Annotated in this window: 18 protein-coding genes and 1 pseudogene; 7 read left to right on the forward strand and 12 right to left on the reverse strand. The window is 39.1% G+C overall.

Translation table 11 applies throughout. The features are described from left to right. Nucleotides 1-68 precede the first annotated feature (68 nt). From fusA to CUB63_RS10270, 7 genes are all read right to left on the reverse strand, one after another. A complete protein-coding gene (fusA, locus tag CUB63_RS10240; RefSeq protein ID WP_109847982.1) occupies nucleotides 69-2,183 on the reverse strand; it encodes an elongation factor G in 2,115 nt (704 codons plus the stop codon). Between the two features lie 78 nt (nucleotides 2,184-2,261). Then, nucleotides 2,262-2,732: a 30S ribosomal protein S7 gene (gene rpsG, locus CUB63_RS10245; protein WP_004246897.1), complete on the reverse strand. Its 471-nt coding sequence runs from the start codon at nucleotides 2,730-2,732 to the stop codon at nucleotides 2,262-2,264. Nucleotides 2,733-2,831: 99 nt separating this feature from the next. Further along, nucleotides 2,832-3,206 (reverse strand): 30S ribosomal protein S12, encoded by a 375-nt coding sequence (gene rpsL / locus CUB63_RS10250; RefSeq protein ID WP_004236497.1) that lies wholly within the window; start codon nucleotides 3,204-3,206, stop codon nucleotides 2,832-2,834. Between the two features lie 127 nt (nucleotides 3,207-3,333). Then, nucleotides 3,334-3,627, reverse strand: coding sequence for a sulfurtransferase complex subunit TusB (gene tusB / locus CUB63_RS10255; protein ID WP_006534698.1), 294 nt, complete (start codon nucleotides 3,625-3,627; stop codon nucleotides 3,334-3,336). Nucleotides 3,628-3,658: 31 nt separating this feature from the next. Further along, nucleotides 3,659-4,027: a sulfurtransferase complex subunit TusC gene (gene tusC / locus CUB63_RS10260; protein ID WP_082147384.1), complete on the reverse strand. Its 369-nt coding sequence runs from the start codon at nucleotides 4,025-4,027 to the stop codon at nucleotides 3,659-3,661. Continuing rightward, nucleotides 4,028-4,423 carry a sulfurtransferase complex subunit TusD gene (gene tusD, locus CUB63_RS10265; protein WP_109847983.1) on the reverse strand — a complete coding sequence of 132 codons (396 nt, stop codon included), beginning with the start codon at nucleotides 4,421-4,423 and terminating at the stop codon, nucleotides 4,028-4,030. A gap of 9 nt (nucleotides 4,424-4,432) precedes the next feature. Continuing rightward, nucleotides 4,433-5,137 carry a helix-turn-helix transcriptional regulator gene (locus CUB63_RS10270; protein ID WP_072064772.1) on the reverse strand — a complete coding sequence of 235 codons (705 nt, stop codon included), beginning with the start codon at nucleotides 5,135-5,137 and terminating at the stop codon, nucleotides 4,433-4,435. A gap of 347 nt (nucleotides 5,138-5,484) precedes the next feature. Between CUB63_RS10270 and CUB63_RS17505 the strand changes: the two genes are divergently transcribed. The 3 genes and pseudogenes from CUB63_RS17505 to CUB63_RS17900 form a co-directional block, all read left to right on the forward strand. Further along, entirely contained in the window at nucleotides 5,485-5,643 is a 159-nt protein-coding gene (locus CUB63_RS17505) for a hypothetical protein (RefSeq protein ID WP_157955979.1), read from the forward strand. A 144-nt stretch (nucleotides 5,644-5,787) separates the two neighbouring features. Continuing rightward, complete coding sequence (locus CUB63_RS17580; protein ID WP_170110791.1) at nucleotides 5,788-5,928, forward strand: hypothetical protein; 141 nt, start codon at nucleotides 5,788-5,790, stop codon at nucleotides 5,926-5,928. Next, nucleotides 5,885-6,087: pseudogene (locus CUB63_RS17900) on the forward strand (EamA family transporter); the annotation flags it as partial. The gene CUB63_RS17580 and the pseudogene CUB63_RS17900, both read left to right, overlap by 44 nt. 79 nt (nucleotides 6,088-6,166) lie before the next feature. Here the strand turns inward: CUB63_RS17900 and fkpA are convergent. Continuing rightward, the gene (gene fkpA, locus CUB63_RS10280) at nucleotides 6,167-6,916 is read right to left on the reverse strand and encodes an FKBP-type peptidyl-prolyl cis-trans isomerase (RefSeq protein ID WP_072064774.1); all 750 of its coding nucleotides are present in this window, start codon (nucleotides 6,914-6,916) and stop codon (nucleotides 6,167-6,169) included. Between the two features lie 458 nt (nucleotides 6,917-7,374). On the opposite strand from fkpA, the gene CUB63_RS10285 reads away from it, so the two are divergent. Then, entirely contained in the window at nucleotides 7,375-7,593 is a 219-nt protein-coding gene (locus CUB63_RS10285) for a SlyX family protein (protein ID WP_023583298.1), read from the forward strand. Between the two features lie 80 nt (nucleotides 7,594-7,673). Here CUB63_RS10285 and slyD read toward each other — a convergent pair whose 3' ends face one another. The 4 genes from slyD to kefG all read right to left on the reverse strand — a co-directional run bounded on the left by slyD (nucleotide 7,674) and on the right by kefG (nucleotide 11,019). Next, nucleotides 7,674-8,309 (reverse strand): peptidylprolyl isomerase, encoded by a 636-nt coding sequence (gene slyD, locus CUB63_RS10290; RefSeq protein ID WP_109847984.1) that lies wholly within the window; start codon nucleotides 8,307-8,309, stop codon nucleotides 7,674-7,676. Nucleotides 8,310-8,397: 88 nt separating this feature from the next. Continuing rightward, on the reverse strand, nucleotides 8,398-8,601 hold the full coding sequence (locus CUB63_RS10295) for a YheV family putative zinc ribbon protein (protein WP_006534684.1): 204 nt from the start codon (nucleotides 8,599-8,601) through the stop codon (nucleotides 8,398-8,400). 4 nt (nucleotides 8,602-8,605) lie between these two features. Beyond that, on the reverse strand, nucleotides 8,606-10,468 hold the full coding sequence (gene kefB, locus CUB63_RS10300) for a glutathione-regulated potassium-efflux system protein KefB (protein ID WP_109847985.1): 1,863 nt from the start codon (nucleotides 10,466-10,468) through the stop codon (nucleotides 8,606-8,608). Continuing rightward, nucleotides 10,468-11,019, reverse strand: a complete 552-nt coding sequence (kefG, locus tag CUB63_RS10305; protein WP_109399082.1) for a glutathione-regulated potassium-efflux system ancillary protein KefG — start codon at nucleotides 11,017-11,019, stop codon at nucleotides 10,468-10,470. Before kefG ends, kefB begins: the two co-directional genes overlap by 1 nt. A 121-nt stretch (nucleotides 11,020-11,140) precedes the next feature. Here kefG and CUB63_RS10310 point away from each other — a divergent pair, with 121 nt between their 5' ends. The 3 genes from CUB63_RS10310 (at nucleotide 11,141) to CUB63_RS10320 (ending at nucleotide 17,383) form a co-directional block, all read left to right on the forward strand. Next, a complete protein-coding gene (locus CUB63_RS10310) occupies nucleotides 11,141-13,075 on the forward strand; it encodes an ABC transporter ATP-binding protein (protein ID WP_109847986.1) in 1,935 nt (644 codons plus the stop codon). A 331-nt stretch (nucleotides 13,076-13,406) separates the two neighbouring features. Then, nucleotides 13,407-15,095, forward strand: coding sequence for a methyl-accepting chemotaxis protein (locus CUB63_RS10315; protein WP_109847987.1), 1,689 nt, complete (start codon nucleotides 13,407-13,409; stop codon nucleotides 15,093-15,095). A 539-nt stretch (nucleotides 15,096-15,634) separates the two neighbouring features. Further along, on the forward strand, nucleotides 15,635-17,383 hold the full coding sequence (locus CUB63_RS10320) for a methyl-accepting chemotaxis protein (RefSeq protein WP_109847988.1): 1,749 nt from the start codon (nucleotides 15,635-15,637) through the stop codon (nucleotides 17,381-17,383). Nucleotides 17,384-17,457 lie beyond the last annotated feature (74 nt).

Genomic DNA, 17,457 nt, shown 5'->3' on the forward strand with positions numbered 1-17,457 from the left:
CGACTATATTCCTTAATATCGCTCCCTCAAATAGAGGGAGCGTAAACTAAATTGAACTCGAAAGGATCTTATTTCGCTTTACGAGCTTCGATAATAGCCTGAGCGACGTTGCTAGGCGCTTCGCTGTACTTCAAGAACTCCATAGAGTATGAAGCACGACCCTGAGTTTGTGAACGCAGGTCAGTTGCATAACCGAACATCTCAGCCAGTGGTACTTGGGCACGGATGATCTTACCGGTAGGCAGATCGTCCATACCTTCAACCATACCACGACGACGGTTTAAGTCACCGATAACGTCGCCCATGTAATCTTCTGGCGTTTCAATCTCAACTTTCATGACTGGCTCAAGCAGAATTGGCTTAGCTTTCATGAAGCCGTCTTTAAATGCCATTGATGCGGCGATTTTAAACGCGATTTCTGAGGAGTCAACATCATGGTAAGAACCATAATGTAAACGAGCCTGAATATCCACAACAGGATAACCTGCTAATGGACCAGATTTCAGCTGTTCTTGAATACCTTTATCAACAGCTGGGATGAATTCTTTAGGAATTACACCACCAACGATATCGTTGATAAATACGTAGTTCTCTTCACCACCTGCTGGTAATGGAGACAGGTCGATAACAACATGACCGTACTGACCACGACCACCAGATTGTTTCGCGTGTTTACCTTCGATATCAGTTACTGTATCACGAATAGTTTCACGGTAAGCAACCTGTGGTTTACCTACGTTCGCTTCAACTTTAAATTCACGACGCATACGGTCAACTAACACGTCTAAGTGCAGCTCACCCATACCAGCAATGATAGTCTGACCAGTTTCTTCGTCACTTGATACGCGGAAAGATGGATCTTCCTGAGCCAGACGGTTCAGAGCGATACCCATTTTTTCTTGGTCAGCTTTAGTCTTAGGTTCGATAGCAACAGAGATTACTGGCTCTGGGAATTCCATACGTTCTAAGATGATTGGTGCCTCAATTGCACACAGAGTATCACCTGTAGTAACGTCTTTCAGACCGATAGCAGCAGCGATGTCGCCTGCACGAACTTCTTTAATTTCTTCACGCTTATTAGCATGCATCTGAACAATACGGCCAAAACGTTCTTTTTTGTCTTTAACCGGGTTCAGAACTGTGTCACCTGAGTTTACAACACCAGAGTACACACGGAAGAATGTTAAGTTACCAACAAATGGGTCAGTTGCGATTTTGAATGCCAGAGATGAGAACGGCTCTTCGTCGCTTGAATGACGTTCTGCTGGAGTATCTTTACCGTCTGGTAACATACCTTTAATTGCAGGAACATCTGTTGGTGCTGGCAGGTATTCAATTACCGCATCCAGCATTGCCTGAACACCTTTGTTCTTAAACGCAGAACCACAGGTAACCAGGATAATTTCATTATCTAGAACGCGTTTACGCAGAGCAGCTTTGATTTCTGCTTCTGTCAGTTCTTCGCCGCCCAGATATTTGTCCATCAGTTCTTCTGATGCTTCAGCTGCTGATTCGACTAGGTTGTTGTGCCATTCTTCAGCTAAATCTTGCAGATTTGCAGGAATGTCTTCGTATTCGAAGGTAACACCTTGGTCTTCTTCATTCCAACGGATTGATTTCATTTTAATTAAATCAACAACACCGGTGAAATGTTCTTCAGCACCTACTGGAATTTGCAGTGGAACTGGGTTTGCAGCCAGACGTGTTTTGATTTGTTCAACAACACGCAGGAAGTTTGCACCCATACGGTCCATTTTGTTAACGAACGCGATACGTGGTACATGATATTTGTTAGCCTGGCGCCATACTGTTTCTGACTGAGGCTGAACACCACCAACTGCACAGTAAACCATAACCGCGCCATCAAGAACACGCATAGAACGTTCTACTTCGATTGTGAAGTCAACGTGTCCTGGGGTGTCGATGATGTTTACACGGTGAGGCTCAAACTGTTTAGCCATACCAGACCAGAATGCAGTAGTTGCTGCGGATGTGATAGTAATACCACGTTCCTGCTCCTGCTCCATCCAGTCCATTGTTGCTGAACCTTCGTGAGTTTCACCAATTTTATGGTTTACACCGGTATAAAACAGAATACGTTCACTTGTAGTGGTTTTACCGGCATCGATGTGCGCACTAATACCGATATTACGGTAGCGTGCTATGGGGGTTTGACGAGCCATTTTTTCCTCTCTCGTGGGCGTTCAATTCAGGTAAAGGACAGCAGAGCTGTCCTGAAAAGAGTTGCGATACTCCGTGGATTACCAACGGTAGTGTGCGAACGCCTTGTTTGCATCTGCCATACGGTGAACGTCTTCACGTTTCTTAACAGCAGCGCCTTTGTTTTCAGCCGCATCAGATAATTCATTTGCCAGGCGAAGAGCCATGGATTTATCACCGCGTTTACGAGCAGCTTCAACAATCCAACGCATTGCTAATGCATTACGACGAACTGGGCGTACTTCAACTGGAACTTGGTAAGTTGAACCACCAACACGGCGGGATTTAACTTCCACAGTAGGGCGTACGTTATCTAATGCGATTTCGAACGCTTCCAGTTCAGTTTTGCCTGAACGCTGAGCCAGGGTCTCAAGCGCATTATATACGATAGATTCTGCAGTAGATTTTTTACCGTCTACCATCAGAATGTTTACAAATTTAGCCAGCAGTTCTGATCCGAACTTAGGATCTGGCAGAATTTTACGTTGACCAATTACACGACGACGTGGCATGGAAATACTCCGTTTAAAATTCAGGGTTGTCCAAAACTCAATGAGTTTATTTTGACATTATTGGTGAAAAAATGTTTGGCCTTACTTAACGGAGAACCATTAAGCCTTTGGCTTCTTCACACCGTACTTAGAACGAGCTTGTTTACGGTCTTTAACACCAGAACAGTCCAGCGCGCCGCGAACAGTGTGGTAACGCACACCTGGTAAGTCTTTAACACGACCACCACGGATTAAGATTACGGAGTGCTCCTGCAAGTTGTGGCCTTCACCACCGATGTAGGAAGAAACTTCGAAACCGTTAGTCAAACGCACACGGCATACTTTACGCAGTGCTGAGTTTGGTTTTTTTGGAGTGGTAGTATATACACGAGTACATACGCCACGTTTTTGCGGGCAAGCTTCCAGAGCTGGAACGTTGCTTTTAACAACTTTCGAGCTACGAGATTTGCGTACCAGCTGATTAATAGTTGCCATTTAAAAAAAGCTCCTGGTTTTTGCTTCGTAAACACGGATTTGAACTCTGTCTTGTCAACAAGACAAAACATGAGGACGCAGAATTTTATTGCTGACGGGCTCATGTGTCAAGAATTATACAGCAATTCTACGCTCCCCAATGAATTTGTTGGGGGTGTTTTACCGTTAAATCGACAAAATCACCATAATTGATGAGTTTAATATGATGAGATACTTGATCTTTTAAGCCTCTTGCCAAAACATCATCAATTAATGCGTAAATTGAAATTTGCTGTTGAAGACAATATTTTAATAAGGGATTCTCTTCAAGAACTGCCAGTACACCATCTTGTATTAACAAAACATCATCTTCTTTTGTCAATAAAGATAAAAAAGTCTCTAAATCACTTTGATAAATAGAGACGGAATAAGTATACAACATAACCGTTCAACCTTCCTGACTAACTTCTGTATTAAAAGCGCAATATCACATCATATTCACTCAATTTTTGAGCAATATCTTGTTGGGATATCACCTGTGCATCCAAGACAAAAGAAGTTTGAGAGGATAATCCACGATGAACCATGTCTTTCAGTGATATATAGACGTTTGTCACATCATACAAGGGTAGCACTTTAAATGTTGCTGCATGATGACGTGATAACACCCCTTCAGGCTGTTGATTTTCAACGAGTTGAAATACACCATCAGAGATAAAAAAAACGCCAATATCTTCTGTTAAGGCTGAGGTTGCTAGTAAAGCATCCAAACCTTCTCGACCTGCACTATTACCATGAGGTGCTTGAGTAAAAAGGAAGGCAACTGAATTCATTTTCTTCATTTAAAATTGCACCACACGAGAACAAGTCAATATAGCTTGAGCCAGTGAACCCAAACCACTTAACTCAAATTCAGGCGCCATGTTATCGTTCATCATTTCCAGTTCTTTGGCCTGTTGTTTATCAATAATTCCTCTACGCAATGCCGCAGCAACACAAACATGTAAGGGGATTTGATGTTTTTTCGCCAACGCAACCCACGCTTTAGGAAGATCAAATTCATCATTTGCAGGCGATACCAATTTATTAGCATTCACAACACCTTCTCGATAGAAGAAAATTTGTGCAATTTGATGCCCTTTTTCAATAAGGGCATTTGCGAATAAATAGGCACTTGAAGCTTGTTCAGTTCCGTAATGAGGCCCCGTAACCACTAAACAATATGTCAAGGAACTCATAATGTTGCCTTATTCTCCATTTTTAAATTGGCGAATATAAAGATACACAGTATGTTTTGAAATATTTAAGCGGTCTGCAACCTGATTAATGGCATCTTTAATATCAAAAATACCTTTCTCATAAAGATTTAACACAACTTGCTTATTCTTGGCATTATTCGCGACTTCACGATCATTATTTACTTCTTCAATCGTGAACTCTAATGTTTGAGCCACTAAATCATCAACTGATGAGGCAAAGTTAACATCAGATGCAACTTCATGTGTTTCTTCAGGAATAAAGGTTTTAATTACTTCAGAGAATGGAACATCAAGGTTCATATTGATACACAATAAACCAATGACTCGACGTTCACGATTACGAATAGCAATCGTGATTGATTTCATCAGTGCACCACTTTTCGCTCTAGTAAAGTAAGCCTTTGAAAAACTTGAATCTTCATCTGTAATATCATGTAACATTTGTAATGCCAAATCGGTAATTGGAGAGCCAATCTTACGACCAGTGTGTTCTCCATTGGCGATTTTAACCGCTGAACATTTCAAATCTTCCAGAGAGTGCAATACGATTTCGCAATGGTTACCGATGAGCATAGCCAAACCATCCACGGCTGCTTCATAGGACTTCAATATTTCGTGATCAGTTTGAGTAAAAGGTCGGCTATCTAGTTTTTCAAACTCGCTGCTGTCACCATTAAATAACGGGCTAGACATTTGATTATATAATCCTTAAAGGCTTTAATTATGATAATGACTTGAGGTTCTATTTTTTATAACGATTCGTCATTGCGGATCAATTCAATATTGAAAAAATTTAAATATAAAAACAGAATTAAGAACGATTCTGACGTTAGATCGTCAGAAGATCTACGTCAAGTGACTTAAAATAAGAGCTTTGTGATAGGTCACAGCTTTTTTCATTTTTCTTCATATTTTGTACTCATCCCCTCTCTTTATTTTTGAAGAATTCCTTTTTTAGGCGTGAGAAGGATCAAAATTGACTCTATTGAATAGATTACCTATATTCCAATTTATTGTTATTTTAACTAGCGATTAATCCCATGAATATACTGATGATATGCCAATCTCAGCAAACTTCATCAATAATAGGATTAATTTCTGTCGCTTCTATGCCTATTGAAACTCTCTTTCCACCACCTCAACCTATGAAAGAGGTTGTAGTCAATACAACGGTTATTGTTGCAACTTGCATCGCTTGATCTATTTAATCGGCTTAATCGCATATTTAACCAACAGGCTAAATTGATGTGTTATTTACGTTTATTTATTGATGTTTTATCAATCGCCAACCATGACTAAAAATAATCAAGCTATCTTACTGCTCATTTTACAGGTGTATCATCATGCATTTACGTCAATATTGCGCGAGATTCGGTCCAACGACATTATTTGTTTTATTATGGAATAGCGGTGCTATCTTTTCTCGTTGGGGCTTAGATAATGGTAGCGCATTTGCTATTATACCGCTTACTCTCAAGCGGTAACTTAGTTAATGTCACGAGCTTATTCTATTTAGTACCCTAAGTGACAGCCTTAATGGATTATATTTTCTTGGGCAATAAGATGTCGCTACTTAGCTTAGTAGGAATGGGGCTATTATTATTGGTTTGCTGTTTGTATTAAAAAAAACAAAAATCGATTAATACTATATGTGTTAATAAATAATGTATTAGAAACAAAAATGCTGACATTTATGTCAGCATTTTTTTCTTTATAAATAAATTACTTGTCGCTTTCAACACTCAGTAATTCAATTTCAAACACTAAGGTTGAATTAGCTGGAATACCGCTAGTTGCACGTTGTCCATAACCTAATTCAGGTGGAATAACTAATTTGATTTTACCGCCTTCTTTGATGTATTTCATACCTTCAGTCCAACCAGGAATAACGCTTTTCAGGCTAATTGTCAGAGGTTCTTTACGATCATAAGAGCTATCAAATTGTTTACCATCAATCAGCATACCCTTGTAGTTTACAGTAACACGGTCAGCATCTGTTGGTGTTTTTCCTTTACCCGGATTTTCAACTAAATACAGTAAACCGGATTTTGTTTTTACCACACCTTTTTCAGCAGCAAATTCTGTGCGGAATTTATCACCAGCAGCTTTGTTTTCAGTCGCTTCTTTTTCCATTTTTGCCGTTGCTGCAGTACGGACTTGATCTTCAAAAGCCGCTAATGTTAATTCAATTTCAGCATCTGATAATTTTGATTTACTATTAAATGCATCCTGAACACCGGCTAACAGTTGTTTAGAATCTAAAGTAATACCAATATTTTTTTGTTCTTGTAATGCAGCTTCCATATAGCGACCCATCGACGCACCTAACGCATAGGCATTTTGCTCATTTTGAGTTTTAAATGCGCTATTTAGTGTTGGCACTTTAGCTGCTTCTTCAGCGAATGCATGCGGTGCACTGAATGCGAAAGCTAAACTGGTTGCCAACAACGTCGTTTTTAATAAAGATTTCATCCCATTCTCCAGTATATGTTAGTGAGTCGCTACGTTTTGCAAACGATCATCATAGACCTTCACTAAAACGTTTTGCATCACTTCTTGCTGTCGTTGCGGTATGTACTCGTCATACTTCAAGTTGTCGAGTTGTTGACTGAGTTTATTTGCACGAGTCACATACGATGTATGTTCTTAGTGACTTATTCACTTGTCGCCTAGTCGCACCTCGAATATTCAGAGTATAAACCTCATCTACGGGTAGCAATTTTATATGAATTTAAAAAATTTTGCCGACACTCTTAACAGTTAATGTTAGGATTTTTGTCAGCACTGAGTGCTACCACATTAGCAAAATAGTCTTTTATCTCAAACCAGATTTATGTCTTCCTGTGTATATATCAGTAAATAAGATTAAATTTCGCAAGTTTGTTAGTCATAGTCGTCGTAATAGGACATTTTAAAGGAGGAAAAACACAATGGATATTAAGGAAGTAGAGCGATTGCTCATTCAATTAGAAAGCAAAGTTGCTTTCCAAGATGCGACTATTGAAGAATTAAATCAGGTGGTCACACAGCAACAAATTGAAATCAGCCGCTTTAAAGAAGCCTTAAAAATTGTTTCTGAGCGCCTAAAAAATTCTCAAACCTCAATACTTGCTAGACCTGAGGATGAAACACCGCCACCTCACTATTGAGTTGTTGTTCGCTGTTAATATCAAAGCTGAAAACAAAAAAGGAGCGCTTAAACGCTCCTTTTGATCTTTTCAAAGAAAGATTAGTGCTGACAACCACAACCGCCATTGCCGTGACCACCGTGACCACCGTGACCATGACCACCGCCACAGCATCCACCTTCTTCACCGTGTGAATGACCATGACCGTGACCACCGCCACAGCATCCGCCTTCTTCACCGTGACCGTGGCCACCACAACATTCGTGCTCTTCTTCACCATGTACGTGACCGTGAGCTAATTCTTCTTCGGTCGCTTCACGAATTGCAACGATTTCAACATGAAACTTCAGGTTTTGGCCTGCTAACATGTGGTTACCATCAACAATAACTTCGTCACCTTCAATACCTGTAATTTCTACTGGTACTGGACCTTGGTCGGTATCAGCCAGAAAACGCATACCAACTTCTAACTCATCAACGCCCACAAAAACATCTTTCGGTACGCGTTGAACTAAGTTTTCGTCATATTGACCATATGCATCATCAGAAGCCACTTCTACGTCGAATTTCTCACCGACTTCGCGACCTGTTAATGCATTTTCTAAACCACTGATTAAAGAACCACGGCCATGCAGATAGTCTAACGGTGCGCTCACCGTGGACTCATCAACTAAAACACCGTCTTCTGATCTTACTTGATAAGCCAGACTAACTACCAAGTCGTTTGCTACTTTCATGACATCTCCTACATACCCGTGGGCAAAATTTTCCCGATTGTAACGAAAAATAAATCTTCTGTATCGGGTTATATCAAAAAACCTATAATTATTGTGGTGTAAAGATCCCAATGACTTGTTCATTTTTACGAACAAGTGAGTTAACTTCACCCTCTGTTTGCCGTTGTTGATGGCCACATTTCGCACATTCCACAATATCCACTTTATCTTCACGCCACATTTTAAGTGTATCTTGAGCTTGACAGTGTGGGCACACAGCTCCTGCAATAAAGCGTTTACGGGTTGCAGACATGGGGTCAGTTCTCCTGTTTATCAATAGATCTTTTTTCTTTACTTATTTGAGGAATATCCTCTGTTAAAGACTCATCCCAAATATCCGGTTGGTGATGCTCTTGACGAATTTCTTCACTAAAAAGTTCTTCAAGCTCTCGCCTTGCTTCTTTTACACGAGAAACATTGGAAACTTCTTCAGGTGATTCATCCACCAACTTTCTAAGCAATTGCATATCCAAACGACGAAAATGCTGTTGTGCTCGATAAGCTTGGTGAGGATGCATACCTAATTCAATTAATGTCTTACGCCCTAACTCTAAAGCACTAGAAAATGTTTCTCTGCTAAAATCTGTTACACCTGCTTTAAGCAATTCATGAGCCTCAACACGTCCTCTTGCTCTGGAAATAATATGCAAATTAGGGAAGTGTCGCTGACAGAGATGAACAATTTCCATCGTTGCTTCAGGTTCATTACTAGTGATTACAATCGTTTTTGCGTGTTCCGCACCCGCTGCACGCAATAGATTGAGATCGGTTGCATCACCGTAATAAACTTTATAGCCGTATTTACGCATGGTGCTTATGCTTCCGACATCATGCTCTAATACCGTGACATTAACCTTGTTCGCCATTAATAAGCGCCCTACAACCTGTCCCATTCGACCAAAACCAACAAGAATAACTTCTGGATGATTGTTTTCAACAAAAGGCTGTTCGTCTGTTTTAGGATCATTATAACGGCGAGATAATACAGCGTCTGTCATTTGCATCACAAGTGGCGTTGTCATCATAGAAAGCGTGACAACAACCAACAATAATGCCATTTGCTGACTTTCTAATACGCCCATTGCCATAGACGTCGAGAAAACAACAAACGCAAATTCCCCACCTTGGCTTAATACAGCTGAAAATTGTAAGCGCGTGGAAAAACGTAATCTGGCTAACCAAGCGATACTATAAAGTATTAATGCTTTCACAATAACCAGCACTAAGACACCTAATAATACTTGTGGAAGATAACGCCATAAAATACCGATATCTAAAGACATACCGACAGAGATAAAAAAGAGTCCTAAAAGAAGACCTTTAAAAGGTTCAATAGAGATCTCTAATTCATGTCGATATTCTGAATCTGCCAATAACACCCCTGCAATAAAGGTTCCCATTGCCATTGAAAAACCTAGGGTTTCCATAAAAATAGCAGCACCTAATACAACAAGTAGCGCAGCCGCAGTAAAAACTTCCCTTACTCCAGATTTCACAACTAAGCGTAAGAGTGGACGTAATAAATAACGCCCACAAATCAGCAATCCAGCAAAAGCAGCTACTTTCAACGCAATTCGATACCAATCGCTACTTGCTGTTTCTCCGGCTAACAAAGGAATAACGGCAAGGATAGGAATAACCGCCATATCTTGGAAAAGTAAAACAGCAAAACCTAATTGCCCACCTTCATTATGGTTCATTCCTTTCTCATTCATAAGTTGCAATGCCATCGCCGTAGAAGACATCGCAATACCTAATCCACCAATAACGGCAGCCTGCCATGAAAAAGAAGTAAAAACGAGAATGAGCCCTGAAAAAATAGAAGCGGTTAATACCACCTGCATTGAACCAACACCAAAAATAGCACGTCTCAATTCCCATAACTTAGCTGGATTTAATTCCAAACCAATAAGGAACATTAAAAAGACCACACCTAGCTCAGCAAAATGCAAGATATTATCGACATCTTTAAACAGCCCGAATCCCCAAGGTCCAATGACAATCCCAGCAATCAAATAACCGAGTACTGCACCAATTTTAAGACGTTGAGCAATAGGTACCATAACTACAGCAGCACACAGGAAAAAGAGCACCGCCTTAATCATCCAATTATCTTCCATTAAGCTTGCTCCCCTTCAAGTGGCGCACTTAACCAATGACGATAAGCTTCACCAATATGGGTCAGTGTTGTTTTAGATTGTTGTCTTGCTGAATACACAATCATGGGTGGTAGCCAGCGCATACCACACATTTCTGCCATTAATTCCAAGGGACGTAATAGTTCTGTGAGTGTATAGTGATTTTTTCCATTATGTTGGTAAGCATATTCAGGCTCACCGGTGGTCACAACACAGCGAAATGCTTTCCCTTTTAAATGTGACCGTCCACTTTCATTCGCAAATGGACGTGTTAACACTCTGTCTTGCCACTCTTTTAATAACGCAGGGCAACTATATGTTTGCAATGGAAATTGAAAAACGATCACTTGATGCTTACACAACAAGGATTGTTCATGGTGTATATCAATAAAAAAATCAGGATAAGTAGCATATAAATCATGGATAGTTATATTCTCTAAATCCCTCACCGCTTTTAATAACGCTTTATTGGCGACTGATTGGCGCGGCTCGGGATGAACATACACCAGTAATACATTTGATGCGTTTGACATCATTCCTCCTTACAAAACGTGTCAGAAACTGTTTTTTCCGTTACCATGCACGCATTGTGACCAACTGTTACGAACAACTTACTCTATATATTAATTTACATACTCTTAATAGACGATATTTATGATTGTTTTTTCTTCTTTGCAAATTCGCCGTGGCGTCAGAGTGTTACTGGATAATGCCAGTGCAACCATTAATCCAGGGCAAAAAATTGGTCTAGTCGGCAAAAATGGTTGTGGTAAAACCACATTGCTCTCTTTATTAAAAGGTGAACTTCAAGCAGAAGCAGGCAATGTCACCTATCCTAGTACATGGTCAATGGCATGGGTTAACCAAGAAACACCGGCACTTGATGTACCCGCTATTGATTATGTTATTGATGGTGATAGAGAATATCGCCAGTTAGAGCAACGATTACAAAAAGCTAACGAGATAAATGATGACCACGCCATTGCACTAATACATGGGCAATTAGATGCAATAAACGCATGGACAATACAATCTCGTGCAGCGACCTTACTAAATGGTTTAGGTTTCAGCCAACAGCAGCTTAGTGAACCTGTAAAATCATTTTCAGGTGGCTGGAGAATGCGTTTAAACTTAGCACAAGCGCTGATTTGTCGATCTGATTTACTACTACTCGATGAACCCACCAACCACTTAGATTTAGATGCTGTTATTTGGCTAGAAAAATGGCTGAAAAGCTACACAGGCACACTTATTTTAATTTCCCATGACCGTGATTTTCTTGATCCTATCGTGGATAAAATATTGCATATTGAGCAAGAAAAAATCTTTGAATATTCGGGTAACTACTCTTCGTTTGAAATGCAACGTGCAACCAAACTCGCACAACAACAAGCTTTGTTTGAAAATCAACAAGCCAAAATTGCACACTTACAGAGTTTTATAGATAGATTTAAAGCAAAAGCGACAAAAGCAAAACAGGCCCAAAGCCGTGTCAAAATGCTTGAACGAATGGAACGAGTCGCTCCTGCACATTCAGATAACCCATTCCAATTTAGTTTCCGCCAACCCGAAAGTTTACCTAATCCACTTTTATCAATGGAGAAAGTCAGCGCGGGTTATGGTGAAAAAGTTATTCTTAATGACATCAAACTCAATTTAGTTCCTGGCTCACGTATTGGATTATTAGGGCGCAATGGTGCAGGTAAATCAACACTGATTAAATTACTTGCAGGTGAAATTCAACCATTACAAGGGAAATTGGCTCTTTCTAAAGGTATAAAGCTTGGTTATTTTGCCCAGCATCAATTAGAGTTTTTACGTCCTGATGAATCGGCACTACAACATTTAACTCGTTTAGCGCCCAAAGAAACTGAACAAAAATTACGTGATTACTTGGGGGGATTTGGTTTCCATGGCGATAAAGTCACTGATGCTTGTGGTCAATTTTCTGGTGGTGAAAAGGCACGTTTGGTCTTATCACTTTTAGTTTGGCAACGCCCTAATTTGCTATTAATGGATGAGCCAACAAACCACCTTGATTTAGATATGCGCCAAGCACTGACCCAAGCTTTAATTAGCTTTGAAGGGGCAATTGTAGTCGTATCGCATGATAGGCATTTATTACGTTCAACCACTGACGACCTCTATCTTGTTCACGATGGTCAAGTTGAATCATTTGATGGCGATCTTGATGATTACCAACAATGGTTAGTTGATCAAAATCGTCAAGAGACACAGGCAAATAAGAGCCAACAAGAGAATGGCAATGCTACAGCAACCGCCAATTTAAGTGCGCAAGACAAAAAAGAACAAAAACGTAAAGAAGCCGAGTTTAGACAACAAACTCAACCGCTACGTAAAAAACTGACTACCTTAGAAAGTAAAATGGATAAACTCAGCCAAGAGCTTACCCTCATTGAAACAGCACTTTCTGACAGTGGCATTTACGATATCAGCCGTAAAAATGAGCTTTCAGATTGTTTAAGCCGACAAGGTATCGCAAAGTCAGCACTTGAAGAAGTTGAAATGGAGTGGATGGAATTACAAGAAACGCTGGAAGAAATGACAAACGCATTTGAAGCCCAGTAATACAACGCAATTCACTAATAAAGGAACAATTTTACTTAAAATCGTTCCTTTATTTTTACCCTTCAATTCATTCTTAAAATTTATACAATTCATTTCGCTTAGGGGATTTATATCATTTTACAATAGCACTATTTACACAAAACATAATCTCACCCTATCTAGTAATAACCCAATAAAAATAACCATCTAACGTTTATTTTTTACCTATTTATATTAAGTAAAGGAAATAAATTCTTTCTCGCTAAAGTTTTTAACATTCCAGCCGAATTAATCATTCTGCTAAGTGGACCTCCCACTTACCAACGAAAAGACAAAGCTAATAGGTAGGGTTATGTTAAAACGAATTAAAATCTCTCAAGGTTTAATGTGTGTCCTGACTCTGTTTTGTATTATTCAGATCATTTCTGGAGTACAGAGCATTCACGATGCCTACCAAACTCAAAATAAACTCAAGCAAATTTCATACAGTTTCGACCAACTACGCACAATGGATAATACCTATGCGGAGTTGAACACATTGCGTACAGATATTATTGCGCAAGCATTTAGCTATATATCAAACCCTCAAGCAGAAGATGCAAACATCACCGCATTTATGCAAACCATGCCAGCACGTAAAGCGCAAGTTGATGCTTTGATGAATGAGTATGTTGAGTTATCTGCTCAAACAGGTTTCGATCAGCAACGTATGGCACAGATCAAACAGCTCTATCAAAAGAGCCGCGCTGATCTTGATTTATTGGCACAATATTTAAATGAACGAAATACTAATGCTGTTCGATTGATCTTAAAAAGCCCAGCGAATACTAACTTTACTAACTCACTGTATGAAGCCACAGACTTTATTACAGATGAAGTGGTTAATCCGTCAGTGACCGAAGCGGAAAAGAACTACGACAGCATGCTGTGGATAGCGTCTACCTTTATGGGGATTTTCCTTATTTTCACCACATTAGTGCTTATTTGGATACGTAAATACATCATTGCTCGTATTAATCAAATGATCACCTATCAAGAGACAATTGCTAAAGGTGATTTAGTCAGTCGTGTGGACAGTGACATTTCAGGTAATACTGAAATAGACCAGCTAATGCTGGGATTACAGCAAATGCGCGCACAATTAAAAGAGATGGTAAGCTCTATCCGAAATAGTAGTGCGGCTATTTATACAGGTGTACAAGAGATTGCTGCGGGTAATAATGACTTATCGAGCCGAACTGAAGAACAAGCTAGCGCACTAGAAGAAACGGCGTCTAGCATGGAGCAGATGACCGCAACCATTCGCAATAACACAGAGAGCGCTCGTGAAGTCACAGAGTTGGTGATGAGTACTGCAGATATCGCCGTTCAAGGTGGCGAACACAGTAATAAGATGGTTATGACAATGACAGATATTGCCGATCGTTCACAAAAGATTGGTGAAATTACGGCTGTTATTGATGATATTGCATTCCAAACAAATATCTTAGCCCTTAACGCTGCCGTTGAAGCAGCCAGAGCCGGCGAACAAGGCCGAGGTTTCTCTGTAGTGGCAAGTGAAGTCCGCAATTTAGCACAGCGTAGTGCAGAAGCAGCGAAAGAAATTAAAGAGCTTATTGAATCGACAATATTACGTGTTAGACAAGGTAACGATCTCGTCGAACAAGTTAGTTTATCAATGGGCGAGATTGTGACATCGGTTAATCATGTCTCGGGTTCGATGAAAGAAATTTTATCGGCATCAGAAGAGCAAACACGTGGCATTACACAAATCAGTCTTGCTGTTAATGAGATGGATAAAGCAACTCAGCAAAATGCAGCGATGGTTGAACAGTCAACAGCAGCTTCTGCCACATTAAGTGAACAAGCAAGTATGTTGGATACTATTGTGAATACATTTAAAGTTGAGCATGAAAAAGTCACACCCGTTAAAGCTATATTGCCTACATTATCAGCTAAATCACAAGACACTGAAACACTAAAAACACCAACAATAAAAACCAATAATCATGAAACAGATGATAATTGGGAAAGCTTTTAATGATATTTCTCACACAACATCGTGTGAGAGCTCTGTGTAGAAAATAGTCCAGAACATATAACAAAACCTCTACCTACCCTACTCCCAGTGATTTTTCTGGGAGTATTTCTGTTTCTGTCGTACATAAACACCCAAAAAAGATCGTTTTTCATACAAAATAAAGAATTTTTTTAAGAAAGATTAAGAGCATTTATGAAATAGAAAATTTTATTTTACTTATCATAAGATAAAAAAATAAATAAAAACAAAATACTGCTTATTATCGTTTTAATATTAAACAATGCATTATTAAGATTTACATATTAGTAATTAACACAAAAAATAAGTAAGGTAATATACTTATGGTTTTTTCTATTAATCATTAGAAAATTTTAGCCATTAGCTGACAATTAAAGCTAAAAAAAGAAATATAAGTTGTCTTTACTATCAAACTGAGTAGAAAAGGTAAAGTTTTTAAATATCAAGCCGAATAAGTTTAATTGATAAATAGTTATCGCTCCTTGCTGTGTGTCCTATAAACCAATTAAATAGGTAAGGCTATGCTGAAACGAATAAAAATATCTAATGGCTTAATGTTTATCTTAATACTGTTTTGCGCTATTCAACTTTTTTCAGGTGCAATGAGTATCCGTGATGCGAGTTTAACAAATAAACGGCTCTCACAATTAGCGAATGGTTTTGAACAGATACAAACGATGGATTATGGTTATGCCGAGTTAAATAAATTACGTGAAGATATGCTAAATGTTATGTTTGAAGCTCATCTCACACCCGATATAGCAGAAAATAAAACCTCTGATTTCCTTTCCTCTTATCCACAAAGAAAACAAGAAGTTATACGTATTATTACCGAATATTTTACAGCTACCGAAAAAGCAAATTTTGCTCCCGAAAAAATAGAGAGTATGAAAAAACTCTTTAATCGTGTGCTTTACGACCTTGATCAACTTGCATCATGTCTAGAGATCCGCGATTACTACGGTTTTCAATCTATTTATGCACATAATACCAATGAACGCTTTACTCAATCCCTTTATGAAGCAACAGATTATCTCAGTGATAACGTTGTTACTCACGCAATAAAAGCCGCTCAAGGTAATTATGAACGTACCTTGGTCTTAGCTTTTGTCTTTATGTTTATTTTTATTCTTTTCACTATTCTTGTTGTAGTTTGGATACGCCGAAATATTGTTTTACGTATCAATCAAATTGTCGGTTATATGTCGGAAATTTCACAAGGAAATTTATTAGAAAATAAAGATATCACCGCAAAAGGGAATAATGAAATCGACCAATTAATTACAGGTATTCAATATATGCGTACCGAATTGTCATTAATTGTGAATGCGATCCGAGGGACAAGTCATCATATTTATACAGGTGTTCAAGAATTATCAGCAGGAAATACTGACCTCTCTTGTCGTACTGAAGAGCAAGCGAGTGCCTTAGAGGAAACTGCATCAAGTATGGAACAACTCACAGCAACAGTGAGAAACAATACAGAAAGTGCTCGTGAAGTTTCACACCTTATCAGCCAGACCTCCAATATTGCCAGCAAAGGGGGCGATGTCACCAATAGAATGGTGAAAACGATGACTGATATAGCCGATAGCTCACAAAAAATTGGTGAAATCACTGCCGTTATCAATAGCATTGCGTTCCAAACCAATATTCTCTCCTTAAACGCAGCCGTTGAAGCAGCTAGAGCGGGCGAACAAGGGCGTGGTTTTTCTGTGGTGGCGACGGAAGTCAGGGAGTTAGCACAGCGTAGTGCTGAAGCAGCGAAAGAAATTAAAGAATTGATTGATGCCTCTATTAGCCGTGTTCGTCATGGTAATGATCTCGTTGAACAAGTTAGCATTTCTATGGGTGAAATACTGACATCTGTAAAACATGTTGAAGACTCAATGACTGAAATTTTATCTGCGTCAGAAGAACAAACTCGAGGTATCACTCAAGTCTCTCTTGCAGTCACTGAAATGGATAAAGCAACACAGCAAAATGCAACGATGGTTGAACAATCTTCCGCTGTTGCCAGTTTATTGACTGAAGAAGCAGGTAATCTTGAACAAATCGTTGAACAGTTTAAAACAGCGGAAAGTGAACTGTTCAATAACAAAAAGGCACAACACAAAGCAATAGAAAAACAGTTCTCATCTGAAAAATCACTACAGACAAAACATGAGGAGAGAAAAAATACAGTCAAAGATGAAGCGAAAGAGAGGAAATCGGCGAAAGGAACAGCGACTGTAAATGATGATGAAGATGATGATTGGACAAGTTTTTAATCCATTAATTTGATCATGACAAAAACATGATTTAGATAAACACAAAGACACCTATTTTAGTGGGTGTCTTTTAT

Source organism: Proteus penneri (assembly GCF_003144535.1).
Taxonomy (GTDB): Bacteria; Pseudomonadota; Gammaproteobacteria; order Enterobacterales; family Enterobacteriaceae; genus Proteus; species Proteus penneri.